This window comes from Streptomyces sp. NPDC056161 (genome assembly GCF_042268025.1).
In the GTDB taxonomy this organism is placed as follows: Bacteria; Actinomycetota; Actinomycetes; order Streptomycetales; family Streptomycetaceae; genus Streptomyces.
Window position 1 is genome coordinate 125,223 of the sequence record NZ_JBHJUV010000006.1, and the last position, 24,156, is coordinate 149,378.

The window sequence follows — 24,156 nt, forward strand, 5'->3', positions numbered from 1 at the left end:
CACCCTCAACACACCCCAGCTGAAGGAAGATTTCGGCAAACCGGCCCCGCGCTTCCTGGCCGACCCACACCTCGCACTCGACAGTCCCCCGGTCGCCAAAGCCCTCATGAACGCCGGAATGGACAAAATCTCGTACACGGCAGCCCAAAAGCTCCAGAGGCCAGGTCTACTGCCCATGTACCAAGCCCAGATCTCCCACCGGGAAGAGTCGAGCAGCCACACCTCGACAAGCCAGCCGACTCAGCCGCACAACCTCTACGCCACGTCCACCGTCGCGTCCGTCCTGGCACAGGCTGAAGAGAGCCTGACGGCCGAGACCGCCGCTCTGGACGTGTACCAGGCCCACCGGCAGATGTATCCGGATCTGCCGACGATGCCTCCCCGCGGACTTCAGGTCGCCCTTCACCCGGCATCGGTCGGAAAGGTGGGCGGAGATCCCCTCATCGTCACCCTCAACACACCCCAGCTGAAGGAAGATTTCGGCAAACCGGCCCCGCGCTTCCTGGCCGACCCACACCTCGCACTCGACAGTCCCCCGGTCGAGAAAGCCCTCATGAACGTCGTAGTGGACAAAGACTCGTACACGGCAGCCCGAGAACTCCAGAAGATAGGTCTACTGCAGGAGTACCAAGCCCAGGTCGACCGCCGGAACGAGTCGAGCGCCCACACCCCGCCAAGCCAGCCGACCCCGCCACACAACCCCTACGCCACGTCCGCCGCGGCCTACCTGCCCACCGCGCCGGGCACCGGACAGCACGAAGATGCCAGGGCCGCAACCACACATCCCGCATCAGGCCCCGCCTGGCAACCGTTCCATTCCTTCCCCGCCGCGCCTGCCAACCGGCCCGCCCCCGGCCGATGACGACCCCGCCCCCCTTGCCACGGCGGTCACGCGATCCGCTGCCTGACGATCCTGTCCGGATCCGCCACTCGTCGAGGGACGCAGCACACCGCACCCACACACCGACCCGGCCGGCCCCTGGCCCAGGATGACCCACCCCTCAGAACAACTCCGCCGAAGGCCCACAGAAAGGCACATCCCCTATGCCTCCCCTGAACGACGACCAGCAGCGCAGAGCACAACAGTTGGCGGAACCGCGCGCCGACGACCTCTCAGCGTTCACCCGAGACGAGCTGGGGTTGCGGCACATCGCGGGCCAAGAGGCTGCCGCCGACTCCGCCCCGGCGCAGGTTGACGAGAGTGAGACGGCGCAACTTGCCGCACTGGACGTGTACGAGGTCCACCGGCAGACGTCCGAGGGATGGCCGGTGATGCCTCCCCCCGGACTCCGGGTCGCTCTCCACCCGAAATCGGTGGGGAGGGAGGGCCAGCAGCCACTCATAGTCACCCTCAACGCACCCCAGCCACCCGAACAGGCCAACGTGTCGCCCCCGCCCTTCCTGGCCGACCCACGACTCGAACTCAGTGATTCCGCGGTCCACGGGCCCATTCGGAACGCCGGAGTGGACGAGACCTCGTACCAGCGAGCCCAACAGCTCCAACAGCCCCAATGGCAAGATCTCCTGCTCCGGTTCAACGCCCGGGTCCTCTTGCGCGGAGAAAATTTCGACCGCCGATCCCTGGCGGCCCAGCCGACCCAGCCGCCTCAGCCGACCCTGCCACACAACCCCTACGCCGCATCCGTCGCCGCCTACCTGCCCACCACACCGGGCAGCGGACAGCACGCAACTGCCGGAGCCGCAACCACACAACCCAGGTCAGGCCCCGCCGGACAACCCTTCGGGCACTCCCCCGCCGCACCTGCCAACCGGCCCGCCCCCGGCCGATGACGACCCCGCGCCACGCATCACCGACGGCCTTCCCGGGAACACCCTGCTGAACCTCCGGGAAGGCCCCGGCGCTCACCGCTCCCGCCCCCGTTCCTTCCCGCCTCCGCTGGAACCGTCTTTCCCGGTGCGGCAGTCTTCTCTCCCGTGGGGAACGTTCCGATGCAGAGTGGACCGGGTGGTGCGCCCGCGCCCATGGTGGTGTGCGGCGACGACGGGCTCGCGCACCGGCTGGCCGCCGAGTTGCGCGGGGTGTACGGCGCCCAGGTGACCCTCGTCGTACCGGCCGGCGCGCGCACGGCACGGCCCCCGGTGGTCGGGCGGGCGCGGGCCGCGTCGGCCGCGCTGCTGGACCGGGTGAACGCGGCCGTCGGCCGGGCCGCGGGCAACGGCACCGGACTCGCCGGACTCGGCACCGGACTCGCCGGGCTCGGCAGCGGCGGTACCGGCGGCTCCGGCGGCTCCGGCGGTGAGACCGGCCGCACCGACCGGGTGTTGGAGGCGGCCGAGCCGACCGAGGCGGTGCTCGCCGACGCGGGCGTGGACCGGGCCGCCGCGCTGGCTCTCGTGTACGACGACGACGAGACCAACATCCGTGCCGCGCTGACCGCCCGTCGGCTCAATCCGCGACTGCGGCTCGTGCTGCGGCTCTACAACCGGCGGCTCGGCCAGCACATCGAGGAACTCCTCGACCAGGCCGCCGCGTTGGCGACCGGCGACGGCCCCGACTCCGTCGGTGACGCGTCGACGACCGTGCTGTCCGACGCCGACACCGCCGCCCCCGCGCTGGTCGCGACCGCGGTCGCCGGCACCCGCAAGGTCGTCCAGACGGACGGGCTGCTGCTGCGCGCGGTGGAACGGCCGCCGCTCGCCCCGGGACAGGTCGCCGACCACGGGCTGCGCACCCTGGCGCTGCTGTCGGCGACCGGCGGCGATCCGGCCGGCGCGGACGGCTCCGAGGGCGGCGGGGAACGCGGGCCGCAACTCCTGCCCGACGAGGCGGACGTGCCGGGCGCCACGGGCTGCGGGAGCATCGTCCTTGAGCAGGTGTCGTACGCCGCCGGGCAGCCGCTGCCGGCCGGCCGCACCGGGGTCGTACCGCCCTTCGCCTCGCTGTTCTCGCGGCGGCTGCGCTGGTCGCTGGCCGGGCTCGCGGGGTGTGTGATCGCGCTGGCCCTGGCGCTGTGGCTGGTGACGGGGATCCATCCGCTGGGCGCGTTCTACCTGACGCTGCTGGACCTGTTCGCGATCGACGAACCGGCGCTGGGCAAGCCGCTGGGGCGGCAGATCCTGCAACTGCTGTCCGGTCTGGTCGGGTTGCTGCTCCTGCCGGTGCTGCTGGCGGCGGTCCTTGAGGCGCTCGGCACCTTCCGGACCGCGACCACGCTGCGCAAGCCGCCGCGCGGACTCGGCGGGCACGTGGTGCTGCTGGGCCTCGGGAAGATCGGCACCAGGGTGCTGACCCGGCTGCGGGAGCTGCACATCCCGGTGGTGTGCGTGGAGGCCGATCCGGAGGCGCGCGGCCTCGCCACGGCGCGGCGGCTACGGGTGCCGGTGGTGCTCGGGGACGTCACGCAGGAAGGCGTGCTGGAGGCTGCCAAGATCCACCGGGCGCACGCGCTGCTGGCGGTGACCAGCGCGGACACCACGAATCTGGAGGCCGTGCTGTACGCCCGGTCCGTCCGCCCCGACCTGCGGGTGCTGCTGCGGCTGTACGACGACGACTTCGCGACCGCCGTCTACCGCACCCTGCGGGCCGCCCACCCCCGGGCGGTCACCCGCAGCCGCAGCGTCACGCACCTGGCCGCGCCCGCCTTCGCCGGAGCGATGTTCGGCCGGCAGATCCTGGGCGCGATCCCGGTCGAGCGGGAGGTGCTGCTGTTCGCCGCCGTGGATGTGGACGGGCATCCGCAGTTGGAGGGGCGCAGCGTGGCCGAGGCGTTCCGGGCCGGGGCCTGGCGGGTGCTGGCGCTGGAGGGGAAGCAGCAGCAGCCGTCCGCCGACCATGTGCTGAGCGCCGGTGACCGGGTGGTGCTGGCGGCGACCCGCCAGGGACTGGCGGAACTGCTGGGCCACCACCACCGGACCCCGTAAACCCCCGCACCGGCCGGCCCGCCCGGGGCCGTCGGCCCGCCCGGAGCCGTCGGCCGCCGGAAGCCGTCGGCCGCCCGAGCCCGGCGGCGGGCGGCCGGCACGGGCGGCGGCGGGCGGCCGACACGGGCGGCGGGGCGAGCGGCACGGGCTGCCGCGGCAAGTGAAAGCCCACGCCACTCGTCCCTCTCCGCCGCCCGGCCCCGCTCCACCACCCGCCCCGACCCACCAGCCGGGCCTTCACCACCCGGCCCTTCACCACCCGGCCCGCTTCACCACCCGGCCCACTGCGCCCTGCGGACTACGCCGCCCTATGGCCCTACTTCGGGAGATGCCGCTCCGCGAAGTCCAGTTCCAGCCGTACCTGCTTGATCCGTTCGTCCACCACCAGGGAGCCGTGGCCCGCGTCGTAGCGGTACACCTCGTGGACCGCGTCCCGGGCCGCGAGCCGTGCGACGTAGTTGTCGATCTGCCGGATGGGGCAGCGCGGGTCGTTGACCCCGGCGGAGATGTAGACGGGGATCTTCACGTCGTCGACGTAGGTGAGCGGGGACGAGGCCCGGAAGCGGTCGGGGACCTCCTCGGGGGTGCCGCCCAGCAGCGTGCGGTCCATGGCCTTCAGCGCCTCCATCTCGTCCTGGTACGCCGTCACGTAGTCCGCGACGGGGACCACGGCGATGCCCACGGTCCAGGCGTCCGGCTGGGTGCCGATGCCGAGGAGGGTGAGGTAGCCGCCCCAGGACGCGCCGGTGAGGACGAGACGGGCGGGGTCGGCCAGGCCCGAGGACACCGCCCAGTCGCGGACCGCGGCCACGTCCTCCAGCTCGATCAGACCCACCCGGTGCTTCAGGGCGTCGGTCCACGCGCGGCCGTAGCCCGTCGAGCCGCGGTAGTTGACCCGGACCACCGCATAGCCGTGGTCCACCCAGGCGGCCGGGCCCGCGGCGAAGGAGTCGCTGTCGTGCCAGGTGGGGCCGCCGTGCAGGTCGAAGACGGTGGGGAGGGGGCCGCTCGCCCCGGCCGGCTTCTGGATCAGCGCGTGGATGCGGCCACCGGGCCCGGTCACCCACGCGTCCTCCACCTCGACGGAGGGCGGGCACCTCATCCCCGGCGGGTCCAGGACCACCTGGCCCGTCGTCGAACGCACCGCGGACGGCTCGGCGGCCGACGACCACAGGAACTCCACGCTGTCGTCGGGGCGGGCCGTCGCGCCGGAGACCGAGCCCGGCGGCGTCGGGATGCGGGTCAGCCCGCGGCTCGCCAGGTCGTAGCGGAACAGTTCGCTGCGCGCCTCGAAGCTGTGCGCGATGAGCAGGGCGCTGCCGTCCGGATACCAGTCGGCGCTCACGTCACCCGGGAGGTCCAGGTCCAGATCGGTCTGCTCACCCGACGCCACGTCCCAGACCAGCGGCTCCCAGCGGCCACGGCGCTGGTGGCCGATCAGCAGCCGGGTGTCCCCGTCGACCGGGGCGAAGCCCAGCACTTCGAGGCCCAGCTCCCGGGTCCCGCCCTCGCTGTCGTCGAGTTCGGCGACCGTCGTGCCGTCCGGGCGCAGCACGCGCAGCGCGGAGTGCATGGCGTCGCCGTGCTCGGTGTGCTCGATGGCGATCAGCGCGCCGTCGTGCGAGAGGTCGCCGACGCCCGCCGACTCGCGGTGCCGGTACAGCTCGAACGGCGCCTCACCCTCGCGGGCGACATGGATCGTCGTGCCGTCCTCGTCCGTCGAGCGCCCGACGACGGCCGTGCGGCCGTCCCGGGCGAGGGCGAGACCGGCCGGGTAGGAGGGGTCGAGCCCCGGTGTGGCGAGTTCGTCGTCGCCGCCCGTGAACGGCTGCCGGCGCCACACCCCGAACTCGTCGCCGTCCTTGTCGTCGAACCACCAGATCCACGCGCCGTCCGGGGAGAGCAGCCCGTCCGTCGTACCGTTCGGCCGGTTCGTGGCCTGACGCTGCGCTCCCGTGGTGCGGTCCCACGCGTACAGCTCGTAGGTCCCCGTCGCGTTCGACACGAACAGGGAACGGTCGGGCGCGTCCTGCGCCCAGTCGGGCAACGACACTCGCGGCGCGCGGAAGCGCCTCTCCCAGTCCGGCATTCTGCTCTCACTCCTGGCCCCAGTCATGGCCCCATACTGCCTGGTCCCGCCGACGGCCGTGGCGGAGTACCCCCAGCCTGTGGACAACCCGGCGCCGCTGTCGGCGACCCCCCGCCCGAACGCCTGGGAACAGCCCGTACCGTGGTGGCGTGTACCGGTTTCTGCTGACTCCCCGCTGGTGGGGCATCAACGTCTTCGCGCTGCTCGCCATCCCGCTGTGCGTCTTCATGGGATCGTGGCAGCTGAGCCGGTTCGAGTCGCGGGTGCAGGCAGGCCGTGACGCGTCCGAGAAGGTCACCACGGACCGGACCGAGGCGGCTTTGCCGCTCGCCGGTCTGCTGCCCGTCGACACGGCCACGTCCGGCAAGCGGGCCATCGCCACCGGCCGTTACGACAAGCAGCTCCTCGTACCCGACCGGCAGCTCGACGGCAGGGACGGCTACTACGTGCTGACGCTGCTGCGCACCGGCTCCGGCAAGGCGCTGCCCGTGGTGCGCGGCTGGCTGCCCGGCACCGCGGACGCGGCGAAGGCGCCCGCCCCGCCGACCGGCGAGGTCACGGTCACCGGTGCGTTGCAGGCGTCGGAGACACCGGGTGACAACGGGGTGAGCGCCCAGGGCGGGCTGCCGCCGGGGCAGACGGCGGCGATCAGTTCGGGATCGCTGGTGAACCTGGTGTCGTACCCGGTGTACGACGCGTGGATCACGCTCGACAAGGGCGACGCGGGGATGACGGCGGTGCCCGCGACGGTGCCGCAGGGCTCGGGGCTCGACCTGAAGGCGTTCCAGAACCTCGGGTACACCGGCGAGTGGTTCGTCTTCGCGGGTTTCGTGGTCTTCATGTGGTTCCGGCTGCTGCGCCGGGAGGCGGAGTACGCCCGGGACGCGGAACTGGGTCTGTTCCCGGAGGGCGAGCCCGAGGAGAAGGCCGGGGAGAAGGCCGCCAGCCCGTCGGTCGCCTGATCCGCCGGGGGTACGGGAGTCCGGCCCGCCAGGGATACGGGAGCGCGGTCCACCGAGGGTACGGGGCTGATCCGCCGGGAGTACGGGAGTCCGGCCCGCCAGGGATACGGGAGCGCGGTCCGCCGAGGGTACGGGGCTGATCCGCCGAGGCGGGCTGGTGGCGTGCGGTCCGCCTCTCGCCGGTGGTCCGCCGGGCAGGTGGGCTGCCGGAGGCGGTGCCTAGGAGCCGGCCAGCACTCCGGTCCAGTAGACCGTCCCGGCGCAGGCGCCGGGCACCGTCGTGGCGACGGTCGGCGCGCCCGCCTGCGGAGTGTGGGACACCTGGACGCTGCCGTCGGCCGTGCCCTCCGCGGGGAGCATCTGCGTACTGGTGCCGGCCGCGCCGCCGTCGGACGTACTGCCCGAGGCGGCGGGGGGCTGGCTGGGGCTCGGGTCGCCGGTGGGACCGCCGGTGCCGGGGCCGCCGGTGCCGCCGTTGCCCGGGGGACAGGTCTCCGAGGGTACGAAGGCGAACTTCTCCTCGTAGGCGGCGCCGGGCAGCAGGAGCAGGCCGGTGGCCTCCTGGGACGGGGCGGGCAGGCCGGCCGCGGCGTCGCCCGCGGCGTGCCGGACCGTACTTATCCTGGCCGGGTCGGCGGCGCCCTGGGCGAGAGCGCTCACGGTGCCCGCGCCGTCGACGCTGCAACCGGCGGTGGAGACGTTGGTGACCCGGAAGGTGCCGTAGACGACGCCGGCGGAGTCGGGGGCTTCCACGGTGGCGGTGGCCTGGCCCAGCTGGGTGGCCGTGCACGCCGGGGCGACGGCGCCCTTGGTGGACACGGGGCCGGTGGCGCCGTCCGTGCCGCCCTCGGTGTCACGGCCCTTGTCCGGGTTCACGTCCTTCGTGCCGCCCTTGTCCTGGCCGGCGGTCTCGTCGTGGCCGCCGCGCGTGGCGGTGGTCCCGCGGCCCGGGTCCGCGCCCCGGCCCGCGCCGCCCTGGGCCTGGGAGGCGTCACCGGCGATGGAGGTGTGGGGATCGGTGCCGCCGGACTGGGAGACGTGGACGAGGGCCGGGACGGCGGTGCCGACGAACAGGGCCGCCGCCGCCATGCCGACCGCGGCGTGCCGCCTGCGGGTCCGCCGGGCGGGCACCGCGCGCCGCAGGTGGTCCAGGGTGCCGTCGCGCGGCTGAAGGTCCTGGACCGCCGAGTGCAGCAGCCGACGCAGGTCCGGTTCGTCCGGGTCGGGGCCGTCCGGCCCCGTGGGGGCCATGGACAAGCCCCCTTCCTCCTGGCCGAACCCGTCGGGCCCGGTGGGGGCCTGATCGTCGGGGCCGTGGTTCACAGTTCCGTTCCCAGCGTGCGATTGCGTCTTGTCTTGGTCGTGCCGCCCCGGCGGCTCGGGCCGGGCATCGGGCTCGGGACGGCCGAGGGACTCGCCAAACTCGCGGGGCTCGCTCATGTGGCCGCCTCCATGGCCAGTCGCAGCGCCGCGATGCCGCGCGAGCCGTACGCCTTCACGGAGCCGAGCGAGATGCCGAGGGACTCGGCGACCTGCGCCTCGGTCATGTCCGCGAAGTACCGCAGCACCAGGACCTCGCGCTGGCGGCGCTGGAGGCCCTTCATCGCTTTGATCAGGGAGTCGCGCTCCAGCTGGTCGTACGCGCCCTCCTCCGCGCTCGCCATGTCGGGCATCGGTTTGGAGAGCAGCTTCAGCCCGAGGATGCGGCGGCGCAGGGCGGAACGGGACAGGTTGACGACCGTCTGGCGCAGATAGGCGAGGGTCTTCTCCGGGTCCCGGACGCGTTTGCGGGCCGAGTGGACGCGGATGAACGCCTCCTGGACGACGTCCTCGCAGGAGGCGGTGTCGTCGAGGAGGAGCGCGGCGAGGCCGAGCAGCGAGCGGTAGTGCGCCCGGTAGGTCTCGGTGAGGTGGTCGACCGTCGTACCGGCCGCCGCGGTCTCCTCGGCGCCCTCGCGCTGGCCGGGGATGCGGGCGGGCCGCGCTGCGGGCATGGGCGCGATCACCGGCATACCACCGGGCACGCCGGGGACGCGGGGACGCAGCGCCGCGGGGCGGGGGCGCAGGGACGCGCCGCGCACCGCCGTACTGAATTCGAGTACCTCAGCCACGCCAGTTGGACACGCTTCCCCCCACAGGGGTTGTACGTGCCGGACGTCACTTTTGCGTCGGACGGCGCGACCGGCGACGTCTGCACGCCGGGCAGCCCACCCGACGATTCCTCATATGTCGCCATACGCCCCGTTCTTCCCCTGTGTCCCATATGAACGGGCGTCCCCACGCCCCGATCACGGCGTCCCCACGCCAGGATCATCGCGTCCCCACGCCCCGACGGGGGGACGTTCACACGTACCGCCCCGAAGAGGCGATCGCAAAGACGCTCCCCGCCCTGCGCACGGTTGCGGAGAGCGGGGAGGAAAATTTTCGGATGCAGAGGGCATCCTGATCAAGTGGTCCGAACCATGCTCCCCGCCACACTGCCCCGCGGAGCCGGCCCCCCGATCCCCACCGGACCAGGGCATTTCCGGCGTCCGGGCATTTCCGGTGCCTCAGGTGAGTACGGACCCGGACCGGGTTCCTCCGGGCCGGGACCCCGGCCCGGACTCCGGCCGGGACTCCGGCCGGGACTCGGACCGGGGCGGGAGACCGGAATCCCGTCGTCGCGGACGTCCGGTGCGGCGCGGCACGACCGGGAGACGGATCCAGCGGATCCAGCGGATCCGTGACCCGCCGCGCGGTCACGCGTATTCCGCCGCCACCAGCTCCGCGATCTGCGCGGTGTTGAGCGCCGCGCCCTTGCGCAGGTTGTCCCCGCAGACGAAGAGTTCGAGCGCCGTGGGGTCGTCCAGCGCCCGCCGCACCCGGCCCACCCAGGTCGGATCGGTCCCCACCACATCGGCGGGGGTGGGGAACTCGCCGGCCGCCGGGTTGTCGAACAGCACCACGCCGGGTGCCGTGGCCAGGATCTCCCGGGTGCGCTCCACGGTGACCTCGCCCTGGAAGCGGGCGTGGACGGTCAGCGAGTGCGCGGTGACCACCGGCACCCGGACGCAGGTCACGGCGACCGGCAGCTTCGGCAGCCCGAGGATCTTGCGGGACTCGTCCCGCACCTTCATCTCCTCCGACGACCAGCCGTCCTCCCGCGGCGACCCCGCCCAGGGCACGACGTTCAGCGCGACCGGCTCCGGGAACGGCCCGGTGCGCTCCCCCACGGCCCGCCGTACGTCACCGGGGCTGGTCCCCAGCTCCGTGCCCGCGACCAGGGCCAGCTGAGCCCGCAGCGTCTCCACTCCGGCCTGGCCCGCCCCGCTCACCGCCTGGTACGACGACACCACCAGCTCGCGCAGCCCGAACTCGGCGTGCAGCGCGCCCAGGGCGACGATCATCGACAGGGTGGTGCAGTTGGGGTTGGCGACGATGCCGCGCGGCCGGATGCGGGCGGTGTGCGGATTGACCTCGGGGACCACCAGGGGCACGTCCGGGTCCATCCGGAAGGCGCCCGAGTTGTCGACCACCACCACGCCCTTGGCCGCGGCGATCGGCGCCCACTGCGCGGAGACCTCGTCCGGTACGTCGAACATGGCGACGTCGACCCCGTCGAAGACCTCCTCGGACAGGGCCGCCACCTCGACCTCCTCCCCGCGCACGGTCAGCTTGCGGCCGACCGAGCGCGGAGAGGCGACCAGACGGATCTCGCCCCAGACGTTCGCCCGCTGGGACAGGATCTGGAGCATGACCGTGCCGACCGCTCCGGTCGCTCCCACGACCGCGAGCGTCGGACGTGCGGTCATCGGCCGGTGCCCCCGTAGACGACTGCCTCGTCGCTCTCGGAGTCGAGGCCGAAGGCGCTGTGCACCGCGCGGACGGCCTCCGCCACGTCGTCGGCACGGGTGACCACCGAGATCCGGATCTCGGACGTCGAGATCAGCTCGATGTTCACGCCCGCGTCGGACAGCGCCTCGAAGAACCCGGCGGTGACCCCGGGGTTGGTCTTCATACCGGCGCCGACCAGGGAGATCTTGCCGATCTGGTCGTCGTAGCGCAGGGAGTCGAAGCCGATGCCGGGACGGTTCTTCTCCAGCGCGTCGATGGCCTTGCGGCCCTCGGTCTTCGGCAGCGTGAAGGAGATGTCCGTGAGGCCCGTGGCCGCGGCGGACACGTTCTGCACGACCATGTCGATGTTGATCTCGGCATCGGCGATCGTGCGGAAGATGGCGGCGGCCTTGCCCGGCTTGTCGGGCACGCCGACGACCGTGATCTTGGCCTCGGAGGTGTCGTGCGCGACACCCGAGATGATGGCCTGCTCCACCTTCGCGTCCCCTTGCTCGATCGGCTCGCTGCTGACCCACGTGCCCTTGAGCCCACTGAAGGAGGAGCGGACGTGGATCGGGATGTTGTACCGGCGGGCGTACTCCACACAGCGGTGGAGCAGCACCTTGGACCCGGACGAGGCCAGCTCCAGCATGTCCTCGAAGGAGATCCAGTCGATCTTCCGGGCCTTCTTCACCACCCGCGGGTCGGCGGTGAACACGCCGTCCACGTCGGTGTAGATCTCGCAGACCTCGGCGTCGAGCGCGGCGGCGAGCGCCACGGCCGTCGTGTCGGACCCGCCGCGGCCGAGGGTGGTGATGTCCTTCTTGTCGGCGCTGACGCCCTGGAAACCGGCGACGATGGCGATGTTGCCCTCGTCCAGCGCCGTACGGATCCGGCCCGGTGTGACATCGATGATCCGGGCTTTGTTGTGGACGGAGTCGGTGATGACGCCCGCCTGGCTGCCGGTGAAGGACTGGGCCTCGTGGCCCAGGTTTTTGATCGCCATCGCCAGCAACGCCATGGAGATACGCTCTCCGGCGGTCAGCAGCATGTCGAACTCTCGCCCGGCAGGCATCGGTGACACCTGTTCGGCGAGTTCGATCAGCTCGTCCGTCGTGTCGCCCATCGCGGAAACGACGACAACCACCTGGTTGCCGTTCTTCTTCGCTTCCACGATCCGCTTGGCGACGCGCTTGATGCCCTCGGCATCGGCTACGGAGGAGCCTCCGTACTTCTGCACGACAAGGCCCACGTGCGCTCCTAGCTCATTGTGTCGATTGCCCGCCCAGTCTAACGATCGCCCGAATATCCCCTCCTGAGTACCGCATGGTGAGATGTCCGGACGTTCGCGCCGAGCGCTTGTCGGGTGAGTCCCTGCCCAAAGTTTTGCGACTGATACGCGAGTGACGGCTGTGTGTCGCCTTACAGTTTCCGATGGCCGGCGCCCCGGAGGGGTGGTTCCCCCGTGTCCGGGCGAAGCCGGGAGCGGCGGGGAACGGCGAGCCCCCGCCCGGCCGTGGACGCCCGCCCGTGCGCCCCGCCCCGCTCAGGCGCACCGCCACCGCCCCTGCCAGCCGACCGCGCCCCGCAGCACAGCACAGCGCCCGTCAGGAGCCGCCCGTCAGGAGCCGTCCACCGGAGCGCCCGCGCGCAGCCCCAGCGGTGCGGCGATCTCCTGCTGCATCACCCGGCCCGCCTCGAACTCCAGGGTCTCGTCGCCCATGCCCTGGTCCGTGTCGAGGCCGTCCAGCTCCTCCAGGGGCTGGTCGAGGCGGACGTGGGCGAGGACCGAGTGCAGGGCGCGCAGGGTGGCGGAGGCGGTGGAGCCCCAGTTGGAGAAGTAGGAGAACTGCCACCACCACAGCGCCTCCGTGGTGCGGCCGGCCCGGTAGTGGGCCATGCCGTGGCGCAGATCGGTGATCACGTCGGCCAGGTCGTCCGAGATCCGGGCGGGCACCGGTGCCGTACGCGGCTCGTAGGGGTCGAAGACCTCCGAGTACACGTCGACCGGCTCCAGGAGGCGGGCGAGGTTCTCGCGCAGTTGGTCCGCGTCCGGGTCCGGGCCGGTGTCGGTCTCGTAGCGCTCCTCGGGGACGATGTCCTCGTGGGCGCCGAGACGGCCGCCGGCCAGCAGGAGCTGGGAGACCTCCAGGAGGAGGAAGGGGACCGCCGAGTCCGGCTGGTCGCCCCTGGCCACCTCCGTGACGGCCACCAGGAAACTCTCCACCTGATCCGCGATCTGGACCGCGAAATCGTCCGGGTTCTGCGTCGTGGCGTGCAGCGTGGCGTCAGACATCTAGGAGTCGTCTCCCCTCGAAGGCGCGGCCGAGGGTCACCTCGTCCGCGTATTCCAGGTCGCCACCCACCGGGAGGCCGCTGGCCAGGCGGGTGACCTTCAAGCCCATCGGTTTGATCATGCGGGCGAGGTACGTGGCCGTCGCCTCGCCTTCGAGATTGGGGTCCGTGGCCAGGATCAGCTCGGTGACGGAGCCGTCCGCCAGGCGGGCCAGGAGTTCCCGGATGCGCAGGTCGTCGGGGCCCACGCCCTCGATCGGGCTGATCGCGCCGCCCAGCACGTGGTACCGGCCGCGGAACTCGCGGGTGCGCTCGACCGCCACCACGTCCTTCGGCTCCTCGACCACGCAGATGACCGAGGGGTCGCGACGGGGGTCGCGGCACACCGCGCACCGCTCCTCCTGCGCCACGTTGCCGCAGACCGCGCAGAACCGGACCTTCGCCTTCACCTCAAGCAGCGCCTGGGCGAGGCGCCGCACGTCCGTCGGCTCCGCCTGGAGGACGTGGAAGGCGATCCGCTGCGCGCTCTTGGGACCGACGCCGGGCAGCCGCCCCAGCTCGTCGATGAGGTCCTGGACCACGCCTTCGTACAACGGACTGCCCTTCCTGAAGTCGTTCCCGGTACGTAACGGTAGATGGCCGCCGCCCTCCCTAGGAAGGCGGTGCGGGTGGCCTGCGGGTGGCGAACGTCAGAACGGCAGGCCGGGGATGCCGGTGCCGCCGCCGAGACCCTGGGCCAGCGGGCCGAGCTTCTGCTGCTGGAGCGTCTGCGCGTTCTGGTTGGCCGCCTGCACGGCGGCGACGATCAGGTCGGCGAGGGTCTCCGTGTCCTCCGGGTCGACCGCCTTCGGGTCGATCTTCAGGCCACGCAGTTCACCGGCGCCGGTCACGGTCGCCGTCACCAGGCCGCCGCCCGCCTGGCCGTCGATCTCCGTGTTCGCCAGCTCCTCCTGGGCCTTCGACAGTTCCTGCTGCATCTTCTGGGCCTGCTGCAGCAGCTGCTGCATATTGGGCTGGCCTTCACCGGGAATCACGATCAGCTCCTGGTTCGGTGTCGTCTTCCTCCGTTGTGCACGAGCCTACGTGGTCCATGCGACCGTCGCTCCGCCACTCTTTCGAGTGAGAGCAGCACGGCTCCTATACCTGATCAAGCCCCTCTTACGGGTTGAAAAGCCGCGAAAGCTACGTCTTCGCCACCCATTGGGCGGTAGGAAGGACGCCGCGCGTGAGCATCCTTCGTCACGCGACGTGACCGGTCGCGATCAGTAGGGAGTACCGGGTGGGTCAGCCGGAGATGCAGCCCGAGGGTCCCCCTCAGGACGGGCGGGGCGAGGGCGCGGCCGGGCTGCGGCCGGGCGACCTGACCGGCCGGGCCTTCCCGCCCGGGGACTGGGGAGAGCCGGCCGACCGGCTCGACGAGCTGTACCGGTGGGTGGAGCGGGGGGCGTTGGACACGGCGGCCTGGTACCTCGCGGGCCGGGTGTGGAAGCGGCGCGGGGCGCTGGTGCTGCGGGTGGGGACGGCCTGCGGGACGGTGGGCGGGGCCACGCTCCCGCTGCTCGAACTGACCGGGGTGACCGACCGGGCCGCGCCCTGGGGGTATCTGGCGCTGATGTTCGCCGGGGCGTGCCTCGGGGTCGACCGGTTCTTCGGGGTGACGTCCGGGTGGATGCGGGACGTGGCGACCGCGCAGGCCGTGCAGCGGCGGCTTCAGGTCTTGCAGTTCGACTGGGCGTCGGAGAACGTGCGCGAGGTGCTGGGACCGGCGGAGGGGACCGCGGGCGAGGCCGCCGACCGCTGCCTCGCGGTGCTGCGGCGGTTCTCGGAGGACGTGACGGAACTGGTGCGCACGGAGACGGCGGACTGGATGGTGGGGTTCCGCACCGGGACGGCCCCGCTGGGCCTCCAGACGGCCCTGGCCCCGGGCCCGCGCCCGGACCCGGCCGGCGCACCGGGCCGCTACCCCAGCCCGCCGGGCACCCCCACCCGCCCGAACATGCCGCGGCAACGGCCGCCGGAGCCGCGGTGAGCGTGCCTCACCACGGCGTCCCGGCGGCCGGCGTGCGGGGGCCGGCGTCAGGGGCCGAGGTCGGGGCCAGGGTCGGGGTCCGGTCGGCGGCGGCCGTCAGCGGGCACTGGCGGGCGCGGGCGGAACGGGTGCCGGCGGGGGTGTGCGGGCCCACGCGTCGCAGTCCGCGTTCCCGGCCGAGTTCTTGCAGTCGATGTAGCCCTGACCCTGGATGATGTCCTGCCCGTCCCCGTCGGCGACGTAGTTCCTGAACTTCAGGGCCAGGGAGCCCTCGCGCGGCGTGCCGCGCGTGTAGACGTACTCGATCTCGCGGTACGGGTAGTCGTACGGCTTGAGGTTCTTCGCGCTCTCGTACGCGTCCCCCGGGGCCTCGCCGTCGATGTCCACGGCGTGCAGTTTCCCCTGGGACCCCTTCTCCGCGAGGTTCCATTCGCTGTACCCGACGGCGCCCGAGATCCCGCCCACCTTGTCCAGCACCTCACTCGTGGAGTCGAGTTCGCAGCGCGGCACCCGGTCGCCCGAGGTCCGGTCGTAGTCCAGGTGCTCGCAGTCCAGGGCGGTGTGGGCGGGCTCGCTCCGGCCGAGCACCCGCCGCTGGAAGACCTGCCGCGTCCCGGAGCTGACGTCGCGGCTGACGAGGTGGACCGCCAGGTCCGGGAATCCCTCGCCCAGCTCCCGCCAATTGGTGACGTCGCCGCTGTACAGCTTCTGTATCTGCGCCGTGGTGAGGTTTCCCAGGCGCTCGCCGTCCACCCGCACGTCGTTGTTCACCACCAGCGCGTAGAACGGCATCGCCACCATCTCCGCCTCCAGGTCGGGCAGGTTCTCCGGGTTGGGGGTGTCGGAGAAGGCGATGCCGGGGCCGTCCGCGCCCGGCTGCGCCAGTTCCCGCAGACCCGCCACCGAACCCTTCAGCTTCAGCTCGATCGCCGCGTCCGGGCACTTCTCCTCGTAGGCGTCCGCCACCGCTTCGAGCGCGGGCTGGAACGCCGTCGAGCCGGCGACCTCCAGCGTGCCCGTCGCGCAGTAGGCCGGCGGTGGCTTCCCTTCCCTGCCCTGGGCCACGACGATGCTCGCGAGGGTGAGGACGCCGGCCGTGAGCAGGATGCTGATGAGCCGCGCGGGCCGGCTGAACAGCGGCGGCTTGTCGTCCACGGGGATCGCGCGGTTGAGGCGGACCTGGCCGTTGCGGATGCCGCCCGTGACCCGTATCGGCCGCCCGACACCGCCGCCGGACAGCAGCACCAGCAGCTTGAAGTAGTCGCCCCGGTTGAGCGGGACCCGGGGGATGCGCAGGCTGCTGCCCTCGTAGCCGAAGCCCCGCTCCGGCGCGAAGTGGCCCATCAGGTGATCGGTGTGGTTCGGCTGGGTGACCGACACGCCCCGGACGGTGCGGTCGGTGAACACCGCGGTCAGACCGTACTGGTCAGGGCCGGTGTAGTCCTCCCGGTCGATGCCCCCCGAGCCGTCGTTCTCGATGCGCAGCAGCACCAGGGTCGCGTCCGCCATGTCCGGCGCCTCGTCGAACAGACCCAGGCGGCGGTTGAGATTGTCGGCCGCGCCCTCCCCTATGGGGTTGTCCATCTGTACGCGGTAGCCGATCCGCTTGCTGCGCGGCACCCGGCGCTCGTACCAGACCATGCCCGCCGACGCGGCGATACCCAGCACCGCGGTTCCGACGGCTACGACGTTCTGCGGATCCAGCCAGCCCATGGTGAGCGCCCCCGCCACTGCTCCGAGTCAAGGTGGGGTCACCGTAGGCGCAGGAGAGAGGGCATTCGGGCCTCGTCCGCAGAAGTTCTCCGGACGTTCAACCACCGCACGGGAAACGGCCGTTGGGCGCACGGACCGCGCCCGGACCGCCCGTCGCACCCGCCCCTCGCACCCGCCCTCGCGCACCCGCCCTCGCGCACCCGCCGCGCTCACCCCCGGCTGTACGTCAGGGTCTCCCCGCTGCTCTGCGTCGTACGCCGGATCCGGCCGTCCGGCAGCAGGCTGATCTCGGTGGCCGAGCCGGGAGTGCACGACGACGCCGGTTCGGCGGTGGCCACGGTCGACGGGCCGATCCGCAACGGGCCCTCGCCGCCGGGCTGTTCGGTCAGCTCCGCCCGGAACACACAGTGATAGGTGCCGCCGCCGTCGCTCGGCCCGTCGGCGACCAGCGTCAGCACGGACTCCCCCACCTTCCCCTGCTCGATGGTGAGTTCGCGGGTGTTGTGCCCGGCGGCGTTCTCGATCGACGCCGTCCAGGTGCCCAGGTACGCGGTCGGCACCGCGCCGTCCGCGGACCCCGAGGAGGGCGGCGCACCGGTCGTGGGCCTGCCGCTGTCCGGTGGGGCGGTGGTGCCGGTGCCGCCTCGGGCGTGCTCGTCCGCGGCGCCCTGGTTCAGCACCGCGTACACCGTGCCGCCCGCGGCGAGCGCGGCGACCAGCGCGATCGCGACGAGCAGCACGGAGGCCCGGCCGCCGCGCCGCTCCCTCTTCGGGTCGGGTCCGGGTCCGAGGCCGTACGAGTCCGGGGCGATCGGCGAGGGCCCGTACCGCGGACTCGGGCCGGAGCCGTCGCCGTACGGCGGGTACGGCTGCTGCGGGCGGCCGTGGCCGGCCGGCTGGGTGTGCTCGCGCGAGGGGCCGTACGCACCGGGCGCCCCCGGGTCCGCGTACCCGCCCGGAGCGCCGTATGCGCCGGGTGCGGGGGCTGCCGGGGAGGCGTCCGGCGGGGGGGTCCGGCCCGCGGCCATCGTGGGGAGGTGGTCGAGCGGCGGTTCGCCGGCCGGGCCGCCCTGGCTGCCCGGCCACGGCGGGGCGGCCGGGGCGTGTTCCGGGGAGGCGTCCGGGGCGGGCACGCCGGGCTCCCCCGCGGGGGGCACCCGGTCCCGCGGCGTCCCGCCCCCGTCCGGCCCGGCCGCGCCCGCGTGCGGATCCGCCGCGCCCCCGTCCGGGACCGTCGCACCGCCGCGCGGCGACGCCGGGCCACCGTGCGGCACCGCCATGCCACCGAGCACGGGCGCCGTGTCACCGTTGCGCACCTGCGCACCGCCGTACGGAGACGCCGGGCCACCGCCCGGCACCGCCATGCCACCGAGCACGGGCGCCGTGTCACCGTTGCGCACCTGCGCACCGCCGTACGGAGACGCCGGGCCACCGCCCGGCACCGCCGCGCCGCCGTCATCGCGAACGGGTCCGCGGCCCGGCCCCGCCGGATCCGTGCCCGGTGCCGGGCCGTCCGCGGGGGTGCCGCCCTCCGGGTCCTCCGTATCGAGCAACCGCACCGCGTGCCGGCCGAGTTGGGCCACCAGGGAGGCCGGCAGCCACGGGTCCCGTGACCGGCCGTCGGACACCATGTCCTCGGCGTCGGTGTGCGCGAGGATCCGGTCGAGCGTCGGCCGCGCGGCCGGATCCTTGCGCAGGCACTCCCGGACGAGGTCGGCGATGCCTTCGGGGACGCCGGTGAGGTCGGGGTCCTCCTGGGCGATGCGGAACATCAGGGCGGGCACCCCGCTCTTGGCACCGCCGAAGGGAAGCGCGCCGGTCGCCGCGTAGGCGAGCAGGGAGCCGAGGCAGAAGACGTCGCAGGCGGGGGTGATGCGGTCGCCGCGCACCTGCTCGGGCGCCATGAAGCCGGGCGAGCCGACCAGCGAGCCGACGCTGGTGAGCCCGTCGCCGTGCGCGGTCTCCAGGGCGCGCGCGATCCCGAAGTCGATGACCCGCGGTCCGTCGATGGTGAGCAGCACGTTGGACGGCTTGAGGTCGCGGTGGACGATCCCGGCGGTGTGGATGTCCTTCAGGGCGTGGGCGAGACCGGCCGCGAGGATCCGTACCGACCGCTCGGGCAGCGCCCCGTGATCGCGCTCGACGACCTGTTGGAGGCTGGGCCCCGCGACGTACCCGGTGGCCACCCACGGCACGGCGGCCTCGGTGTCCGCGTCCAGGACCGGTGCCGTCCAGGCTCCGCCGACCCGCTGTGCGGCCTGCACCTCCCGCCGGAACCGCGCCCGGAACTCCTCCTTCCGGGCGTGCTCCTCGCGGACCAGTTTCACGGCGACGGTGCGGCCCCGGCCCGACCGGGCCAGATATACCTGTCCCATGCCGCCCGCGCCCAGCCGCGCCAGCAGCCGGTACGCCCCGATCTCGCGCGGGTCGCCGGGCCCAAGCTTCTCCACGGAACCGCTCCCTCCCCCAAGTGTGTGTGCCGCGCACCGAGAATAGTGCGACCCTCGAACATGTCGGCCGACACCGTCCACGCGACTGCCGCACCCCCGCCTCCGGGCGACACCGGACCCGACGCCTCCGATCGGCACCGGTACGGCACGGAGCGCGGCACCGGGCACGAGCGCGGCGGTGCACCCAGCACGGGCGCGGCAGCGCCGACGCCGTCGACAACCTGTCGCGGAAACCCCTCCACCACAGAACAGGACGCCGATGTCCGGCCCGCGTCCCGGACATCTAACCTCACCGCCATGACCCCTCAGCCCAACCCCGCCGCCGGCGCCGCAGTGAAGGCGGCGGACCGTGCGCATGTGTTCCATTCCTGGTCCGCCCAGGAGCTGATCGACCCGCTCGCCGTGGCCGGCGCGGAAGGGTCGTACTTCTGGGACTACGACGGCACGCGCTACCTGGACTTCACCAGCGGGCTCGTCTTCACCAACATCGGCTACGGGCATCCCAAGGTCGTCGCCGCCATCCAGGAGCAGGCCGCGTCCATGGCCACGTTCGCGCCCGCGTTCGCGGTCGAGGCCCGCTCCGAGGCGGCCCGGCTGATCGCCGAGCGGACGCCCGGCGACCTGGACAAGATCTTCTTCACCAACGCCGGCGCGGACGCCGTGGAGCACGCCGTGCGCATGGCGCGGCTGCACACGGGCCGCCAGAAGGTGCTGTCGGCGTACCGCTCGTACCACGGCGGCACCCAGCAGGCCGTCAACCTCACCGGCGACCCGCGCCGCTGGGCCTCCGACAGCGGCTTCGCCGGCGTCGTCCACTTCTGGGCGCCGTTCCTCTACCGCTCCCGCTTCTACGCCGAGACCGAGGAGCAGGAGTGCGCGCGGGCGCTGGAGCACCTGGAGACCACGATCGCCTTCGAGGGACCGCACACGATCGCCGCGATCATCCTGGAGACGATTCCCGGCACGGCGGGCATCATGATGCCGCCGCCCGGCTACCTCGCGGGCGTGCGGGAGCTGTGCGACAGGCACGGGATCGTCTTCGTCCTGGACGAGGTGATGGCCGGGTTCGGGCGGACCGGCGAGTGGTTCGCGGCCGACCTGTTCGGCGTCGTACCGGACCTGATGACCTTCGCGAAGGGCGTGAACTCCGGATACGTGCCGCTCGGCGGGGTGGCCGTCTCCGGTGAGATCGCCGAGACCTTCGGCAGGCGCCCCTACCCGGGCGGGCTGACGTACTCCGGCCACCCGCTGGCCTGCGCCGCCGCCGTCGCCACCATCAACGCCATGGAGGAGGAGGGCATCGTCACGGGCGCGAAGCGGCTGGGCGAGTCCGTGGTGGGGCCGGCGCTGCGGGAGCTGGCCGGGCGGCACCCCAGCGTGGGCGAGGTGCGCGGCGTCGGCATGTTCTGGGCGCTGGAGCTGGTCAGGAACCGGGAGACCCGCGAGCCGCTGGTGCCGTACAACGCGGCGGGCGAGGCGAACGCCCCGATGGCCGCGTTCGGCGCCGCCGCCAAGCAGCACGGACTGTGGCCCTTCATCAACATGAACCGCACCCACGTCGTGCCGCCCTGCACCGTCTCCGAGGCCGAGCTGAAGGAGGGGTTCGCGGCCCTGGACGCGGCCCTGACCGTGGCCGACACCTACACGGAGTGAGCCCTCCCGGGCACCGAGGCGCACCGGCTGCAACCCGAACGCGTAAGGTGGCGTGCTCGTAGACATAAGCGAGTACATCACCCGTTCGTGTGAGGAGAGGCCGCCGACGATGCCGGGCAACGGCGCCGTGACGCGCAGCACCCTGCGCCAGCAGATCGCGGACGCGCTTCGTGACGAGGTGCTCGCGGGGCGGCTCCAGCCGGGGCTGGCGTTCACGGTGAAGGAGATCGCCGACCAGTACGGCGTGTCGGCGACTCCCGTCCGGGAGGCGCTGGTCGACCTGTCCGCGCAGGGCATCCTGGAGGCCGACCAGCACCGCGGCTTCCGGGTCCCGGAGTACTCGCCGGCCGACTTCCGCGCCATGGTCGCGGCCCGCAGCCTGGTCACCGACGGCATGTTCCGGGTGCTGTCCGAGGAGCACGACGCCTTCCGGGACCCCGCCGACCCGCGGGCCACGGCGGCGCTCGCCGCGGTCCGGCGGCGCGGCGAGGAGGCCGAGCGGGCCGCGCGGGCCGGCGAGCTGACCGTGCTCATCGGCTACGACCTGCGTTTCTGGCGCGAGCTGGGCGCCCTGTTCGGCAACCCCTACCTGTCCGACTTCCTGCACCGGCTGCGCCTGCTGTCCTGGATGTGCGCGGTGCAGCACCTGCGCCGCCTGCCGGAGGTGCGCGGCCTGCTGTGGTCCGGCCACACCGAACTGGTCGACGCGCTGGGCCGCCGGGACGCCGCCGCGGCCCGCGCGGTCGTCGCCGCGTACAACGCGCACTCCCTCGCCCTCATCGAACGGCTGGCGGCGCGGTGAACGGCGGCCCGGAGACGGTCGACCTCAGCGTCGTCGTCCCCGCCTACAACGAGGAGGCACGCCTCGGCCCCACCCTCGCCGCGATCACCCGCTATCTGAGCGAGACCGAGGGCCGCTGGGGCGCATGGGAGGTCGTCGTCGCCGACGACGGTTCGACCGACGGCACCCGGGACGTCGTCACCGGTCTCGGGCATCCCCGGATCCGGCTGGTCGGCTCGCCCCGCAACCGCGGCAAGGGCCACGCCCTGCGGCTCGGCGTCGCCGACTCGCGCGGACACCGGGTGCTGGTCACCGACGCCGACCTGGCCGCCCCCATCGAGGAGCTGGAGCGGCTGGACAAGGCGCTCAGCGAGGGCAACACGGGGGCGATCGGCTCGCGTTCCGTGCCCGGCGCGGACATCGCCCACCGGCAGCACCCGGTGCGCGAATGGCTCGGCCGGGCCGGGAACCTCCTGATACGCGCGACCGCGGTGCCCGGCATCCGGGACACCCAGTGCGGCTTCAAACTGTTCGACGGCGACCGGGCGCGCACCGCGTTCGCGGCCTCCCGGCTGGACGGCTGGGGCATCGACGTGGAGGTGCTCCACCACTTCCACCGCTCGGGCTGGCCGGTGGCCGAGGTCCCGGTGCGCTGGAGCCACCAGCCCGGCTCCAAGGTCGGTCCGCTCGACTACGCGCGTGTGCTGGCCGACCTGGTCCGGCTGCGGGCCCGCGCGCCGCGCCCCGCCGACCTGCTGGCGGCCGTCCTGTTCCTGCTGATGGCCGTCGCCCTCTACTCGGGCCGCTTCTTCGACCCGGGCCACCGCTACTTCCCCGACTCCCTCCAGGACCAGAACCAGTGGGAGTGGTTCTTCGCGGTGACCGCAAAGAACATCGCCCATCTGCACAACCCGCTCTTCTCCGACCTCCAGGGCTTCCCCGACGGCGTCAACCTGATGGCCAACACGGTCATGCTGGGCCTGTCGGTGCCCCTCGCGCCGCTGACGCTGCTGGCCGGACCGGCCATCGCGCTGAGCGTCTGCATGGCGCTGGGCCTGGCCGCCACCGCGGCGGCCTGGTACTGGCTGATCGTGAAACGGGTGGTGCGGCACCGGGCCGCCGCCTTCCTCGGCGCGTCCCTGGCCGCCTTCGCCCCGCCGATGGTCAGCCACGCCAACGCGCACCCCAACTTCGTGGTCCTGTTCATGGTCCCGCTGATCATCGACCGGCTGCTGCGGCTGTGCGCGGGCGCCCGGGTGGTGCGGGACGGGATCGTGCTGGGCCTGATGACGGCGTACCAGATCTTCCTGGGCGAGGAACCGCTGCTGCTCGCCTCGCTCGGCCTGCTGCTGTTCACCGCCGGGTACGCGGTCGTCCGCCGGAACGTGGCGCGGCTGGCCTGGCGGCCCCTGGCCAAGGGCGTGCTGATCGGCGCGGCGGTCTGCCTGCCGCTGGTCGCCTACCCGCTGTACTGGCAGTTCGCCGGACCGCAGAGCTACAAGAGCGTGCTGCACGGCGACAACGCGGGCAACAGCCCGCTGTCCCTGGTCGCCTTCGCCGAGCGCTCGCTGATCGCCGGGGACGCGCAGACGGCGAACTCCCTCTCGCTCAATCCCACCGAGCAGAACGCCTTCTACGGCTGGCCCCTGGTCGCCCTCGCCCTCGCAATCGTCGTACGGCTGTGGGAGCGGGCCCTGGTCAAGGCGCTGGCGTTCACGGCGGTGGCCGCGGCGGTGCTGTCGCTCGGCCCGAAGATCCGTATCCCGCTCACCGACACGGTCTTCCCCGGTCCGTGGGCGTGGCTCGGCCGGCTGCCGCTGTTCGAGTCGGTCATCGAGGGCCGGGTGGCGATGATCTGCGCGCCCGCGCTGGGCGTGCTGCTCGCCGTCGCCGTGGAACGGCTGGCCACCGCGGTGCGCACCCCCCAGGCGCGGTACGCCGGGTACGCGGGACTGCTCGGTGTCGCCCTCGCGCTGCTGCCGCTGGTCCCGGCGCCGCTGAAGTCGGTGGAGCGGGCGCCGGTGCCGGCGTTCATCGCGGACGGGATGTGGAAGCCGTACGTCCACCAGGGCGAATCACTTGTCCCGGTGCCGCTGCCCGACCCGGGAGCCGCGGAGGCGCTGCACTGGCAGACCGCGGCCGACCTCGGCTTCAAGCTGCCCGGCGGCTATTTCAACGGCCCCTACGGCGCGGACCGCGTCGGCATCTACGGCGCCGTCCCGCGCTACACCTCCGACCTGCTGCGCGACGTGCGCTACTCGGGTGTAGTCCCGGACATCGGCAAGGACTGGCAGGCGCAGGCCCGGCGGGACTTCGCGTACTGGAAGGCGGGCGTCCTGGTGCTCGCCCCGCAGACCAACGACGGTCCGCTGCGCGAGGCCCTGACGAAGCTGACCGGCAGGCCGGGGAAGTGGACCGGCGGCGTATGGGTATGGGACCTGCACGAGGGGAGCTGACTCCGCACCGCAGCGACTACCCTTCCCTTTCCA

General features: G+C 72.9%; 17 protein-coding genes. 7 read left to right on the forward strand and 10 right to left on the reverse strand.

Annotated features, from left to right (window positions below; genetic code table 11):
• Both ACFC09_RS08000 and ACFC09_RS08005 read left to right on the forward strand, forming a co-directional pair.
• Window positions 1-862: hypothetical protein (locus ACFC09_RS08000; RefSeq protein WP_376524884.1), on the forward strand; the 862-nt coding region annotated here is incomplete at its 5' end.
• Window positions 863-1,983: 1,121 nt separating this feature from the next.
• Window positions 1,984-3,882 carry an NAD-binding protein gene (locus ACFC09_RS08005; RefSeq protein ID WP_376525035.1) on the forward strand — a complete coding sequence of 633 codons (1,899 nt, stop codon included), beginning with the start codon at window positions 1,984-1,986 and terminating at the stop codon, window positions 3,880-3,882.
• Between the two features lie 316 nt (window positions 3,883-4,198).
• Here the strand turns inward: ACFC09_RS08005 and ACFC09_RS08010 are convergent, their stop codons facing one another.
• Entirely contained in the window at window positions 4,199-5,971 is a 1,773-nt protein-coding gene (locus ACFC09_RS08010; protein ID WP_376524886.1) for a prolyl oligopeptidase family serine peptidase, read from the reverse strand.
• Between the two features lie 149 nt (window positions 5,972-6,120).
• On the opposite strand from ACFC09_RS08010, the gene ACFC09_RS08015 reads away from it, so the two are divergent.
• Window positions 6,121-6,933: an SURF1 family protein gene (locus ACFC09_RS08015; RefSeq protein ID WP_376524887.1), complete on the forward strand. Its 813-nt coding sequence runs from the start codon at window positions 6,121-6,123 to the stop codon at window positions 6,931-6,933.
• A 219-nt stretch (window positions 6,934-7,152) separates the two neighbouring features.
• On the opposite strand, the gene ACFC09_RS08020 is transcribed toward ACFC09_RS08015, so the two are convergent.
• The 7 genes from ACFC09_RS08020 to ACFC09_RS08050 all read right to left on the reverse strand — a co-directional run bounded on the left by ACFC09_RS08020 (window position 7,153) and on the right by ACFC09_RS08050 (window position 14,075).
• The gene (locus ACFC09_RS08020; RefSeq protein WP_376524889.1) at window positions 7,153-8,184 is read right to left on the reverse strand and encodes a hypothetical protein; all 1,032 of its coding nucleotides are present in this window, start codon (window positions 8,182-8,184) and stop codon (window positions 7,153-7,155) included.
• A gap of 185 nt (window positions 8,185-8,369) precedes the next feature.
• The gene (locus tag ACFC09_RS08025) at window positions 8,370-9,044 is read right to left on the reverse strand and encodes a SigE family RNA polymerase sigma factor (RefSeq protein WP_376524891.1); all 675 of its coding nucleotides are present in this window, start codon (window positions 9,042-9,044) and stop codon (window positions 8,370-8,372) included.
• A 627-nt stretch (window positions 9,045-9,671) separates the two neighbouring features.
• Entirely contained in the window at window positions 9,672-10,724 is a 1,053-nt protein-coding gene (locus ACFC09_RS08030) for an aspartate-semialdehyde dehydrogenase (protein WP_376524892.1), read from the reverse strand.
• Window positions 10,721-11,998 carry an aspartate kinase gene (locus ACFC09_RS08035; RefSeq protein WP_376524894.1) on the reverse strand — a complete coding sequence of 426 codons (1,278 nt, stop codon included), beginning with the start codon at window positions 11,996-11,998 and terminating at the stop codon, window positions 10,721-10,723. Before ACFC09_RS08035 ends, ACFC09_RS08030 begins: the two co-directional genes overlap by 4 nt.
• A 369-nt stretch (window positions 11,999-12,367) precedes the next feature.
• Window positions 12,368-13,042 (reverse strand): DUF5063 domain-containing protein, encoded by a 675-nt coding sequence (locus tag ACFC09_RS08040; RefSeq protein WP_376524896.1) that lies wholly within the window; start codon window positions 13,040-13,042, stop codon window positions 12,368-12,370.
• On the reverse strand, window positions 13,035-13,634 hold the full coding sequence (recR, locus tag ACFC09_RS08045) for a recombination mediator RecR (RefSeq protein WP_376524898.1): 600 nt from the start codon (window positions 13,632-13,634) through the stop codon (window positions 13,035-13,037). The genes ACFC09_RS08040 and recR overlap by 8 nt, the downstream gene beginning before the upstream one ends.
• Before the next feature lie 96 nt (window positions 13,635-13,730).
• On the reverse strand, window positions 13,731-14,075 hold the full coding sequence (locus tag ACFC09_RS08050) for a YbaB/EbfC family nucleoid-associated protein (RefSeq protein WP_376524899.1): 345 nt from the start codon (window positions 14,073-14,075) through the stop codon (window positions 13,731-13,733).
• A gap of 245 nt (window positions 14,076-14,320) precedes the next feature.
• Here ACFC09_RS08050 and ACFC09_RS08055 point away from each other — a divergent pair, with 245 nt between their 5' ends.
• Window positions 14,321-15,070 (forward strand): SLATT domain-containing protein, encoded by a 750-nt coding sequence (locus ACFC09_RS08055; RefSeq protein WP_376524900.1) that lies wholly within the window; start codon window positions 14,321-14,323, stop codon window positions 15,068-15,070.
• A 96-nt stretch (window positions 15,071-15,166) separates the two neighbouring features.
• On the opposite strand, the gene ACFC09_RS08060 is transcribed toward ACFC09_RS08055, so the two are convergent.
• Both ACFC09_RS08060 and ACFC09_RS08065 read right to left on the reverse strand, forming a co-directional pair.
• On the reverse strand, window positions 15,167-16,783 hold the full coding sequence (locus tag ACFC09_RS08060; RefSeq protein WP_376525036.1) for a PstS family phosphate ABC transporter substrate-binding protein: 1,617 nt from the start codon (window positions 16,781-16,783) through the stop codon (window positions 15,167-15,169).
• A gap of 209 nt (window positions 16,784-16,992) precedes the next feature.
• A complete protein-coding gene (locus ACFC09_RS08065; protein WP_376524902.1) occupies window positions 16,993-19,233 on the reverse strand; it encodes a protein kinase in 2,241 nt (746 codons plus the stop codon).
• Between the two features lie 297 nt (window positions 19,234-19,530).
• On the opposite strand from ACFC09_RS08065, the gene ACFC09_RS08070 reads away from it, so the two are divergent.
• The 3 genes from ACFC09_RS08070 (at window position 19,531) to ACFC09_RS08080 (ending at window position 24,123) form a co-directional block, all read left to right on the forward strand.
• Complete coding sequence (locus ACFC09_RS08070) at window positions 19,531-20,886, forward strand: aspartate aminotransferase family protein (RefSeq protein WP_376524903.1); 1,356 nt, start codon at window positions 19,531-19,533, stop codon at window positions 20,884-20,886.
• 109 nt (window positions 20,887-20,995) lie between these two features.
• A complete protein-coding gene (locus ACFC09_RS08075; protein WP_376525038.1) occupies window positions 20,996-21,688 on the forward strand; it encodes a GntR family transcriptional regulator in 693 nt (230 codons plus the stop codon).
• The gene (locus tag ACFC09_RS08080) at window positions 21,685-24,123 is read left to right on the forward strand and encodes a dolichyl-phosphate beta-glucosyltransferase (RefSeq protein WP_376524905.1); all 2,439 of its coding nucleotides are present in this window, start codon (window positions 21,685-21,687) and stop codon (window positions 24,121-24,123) included. Before ACFC09_RS08075 ends, ACFC09_RS08080 begins: the two co-directional genes overlap by 4 nt.
• The last annotated feature ends 33 nt before the right edge of the window (window positions 24,124-24,156 follow it).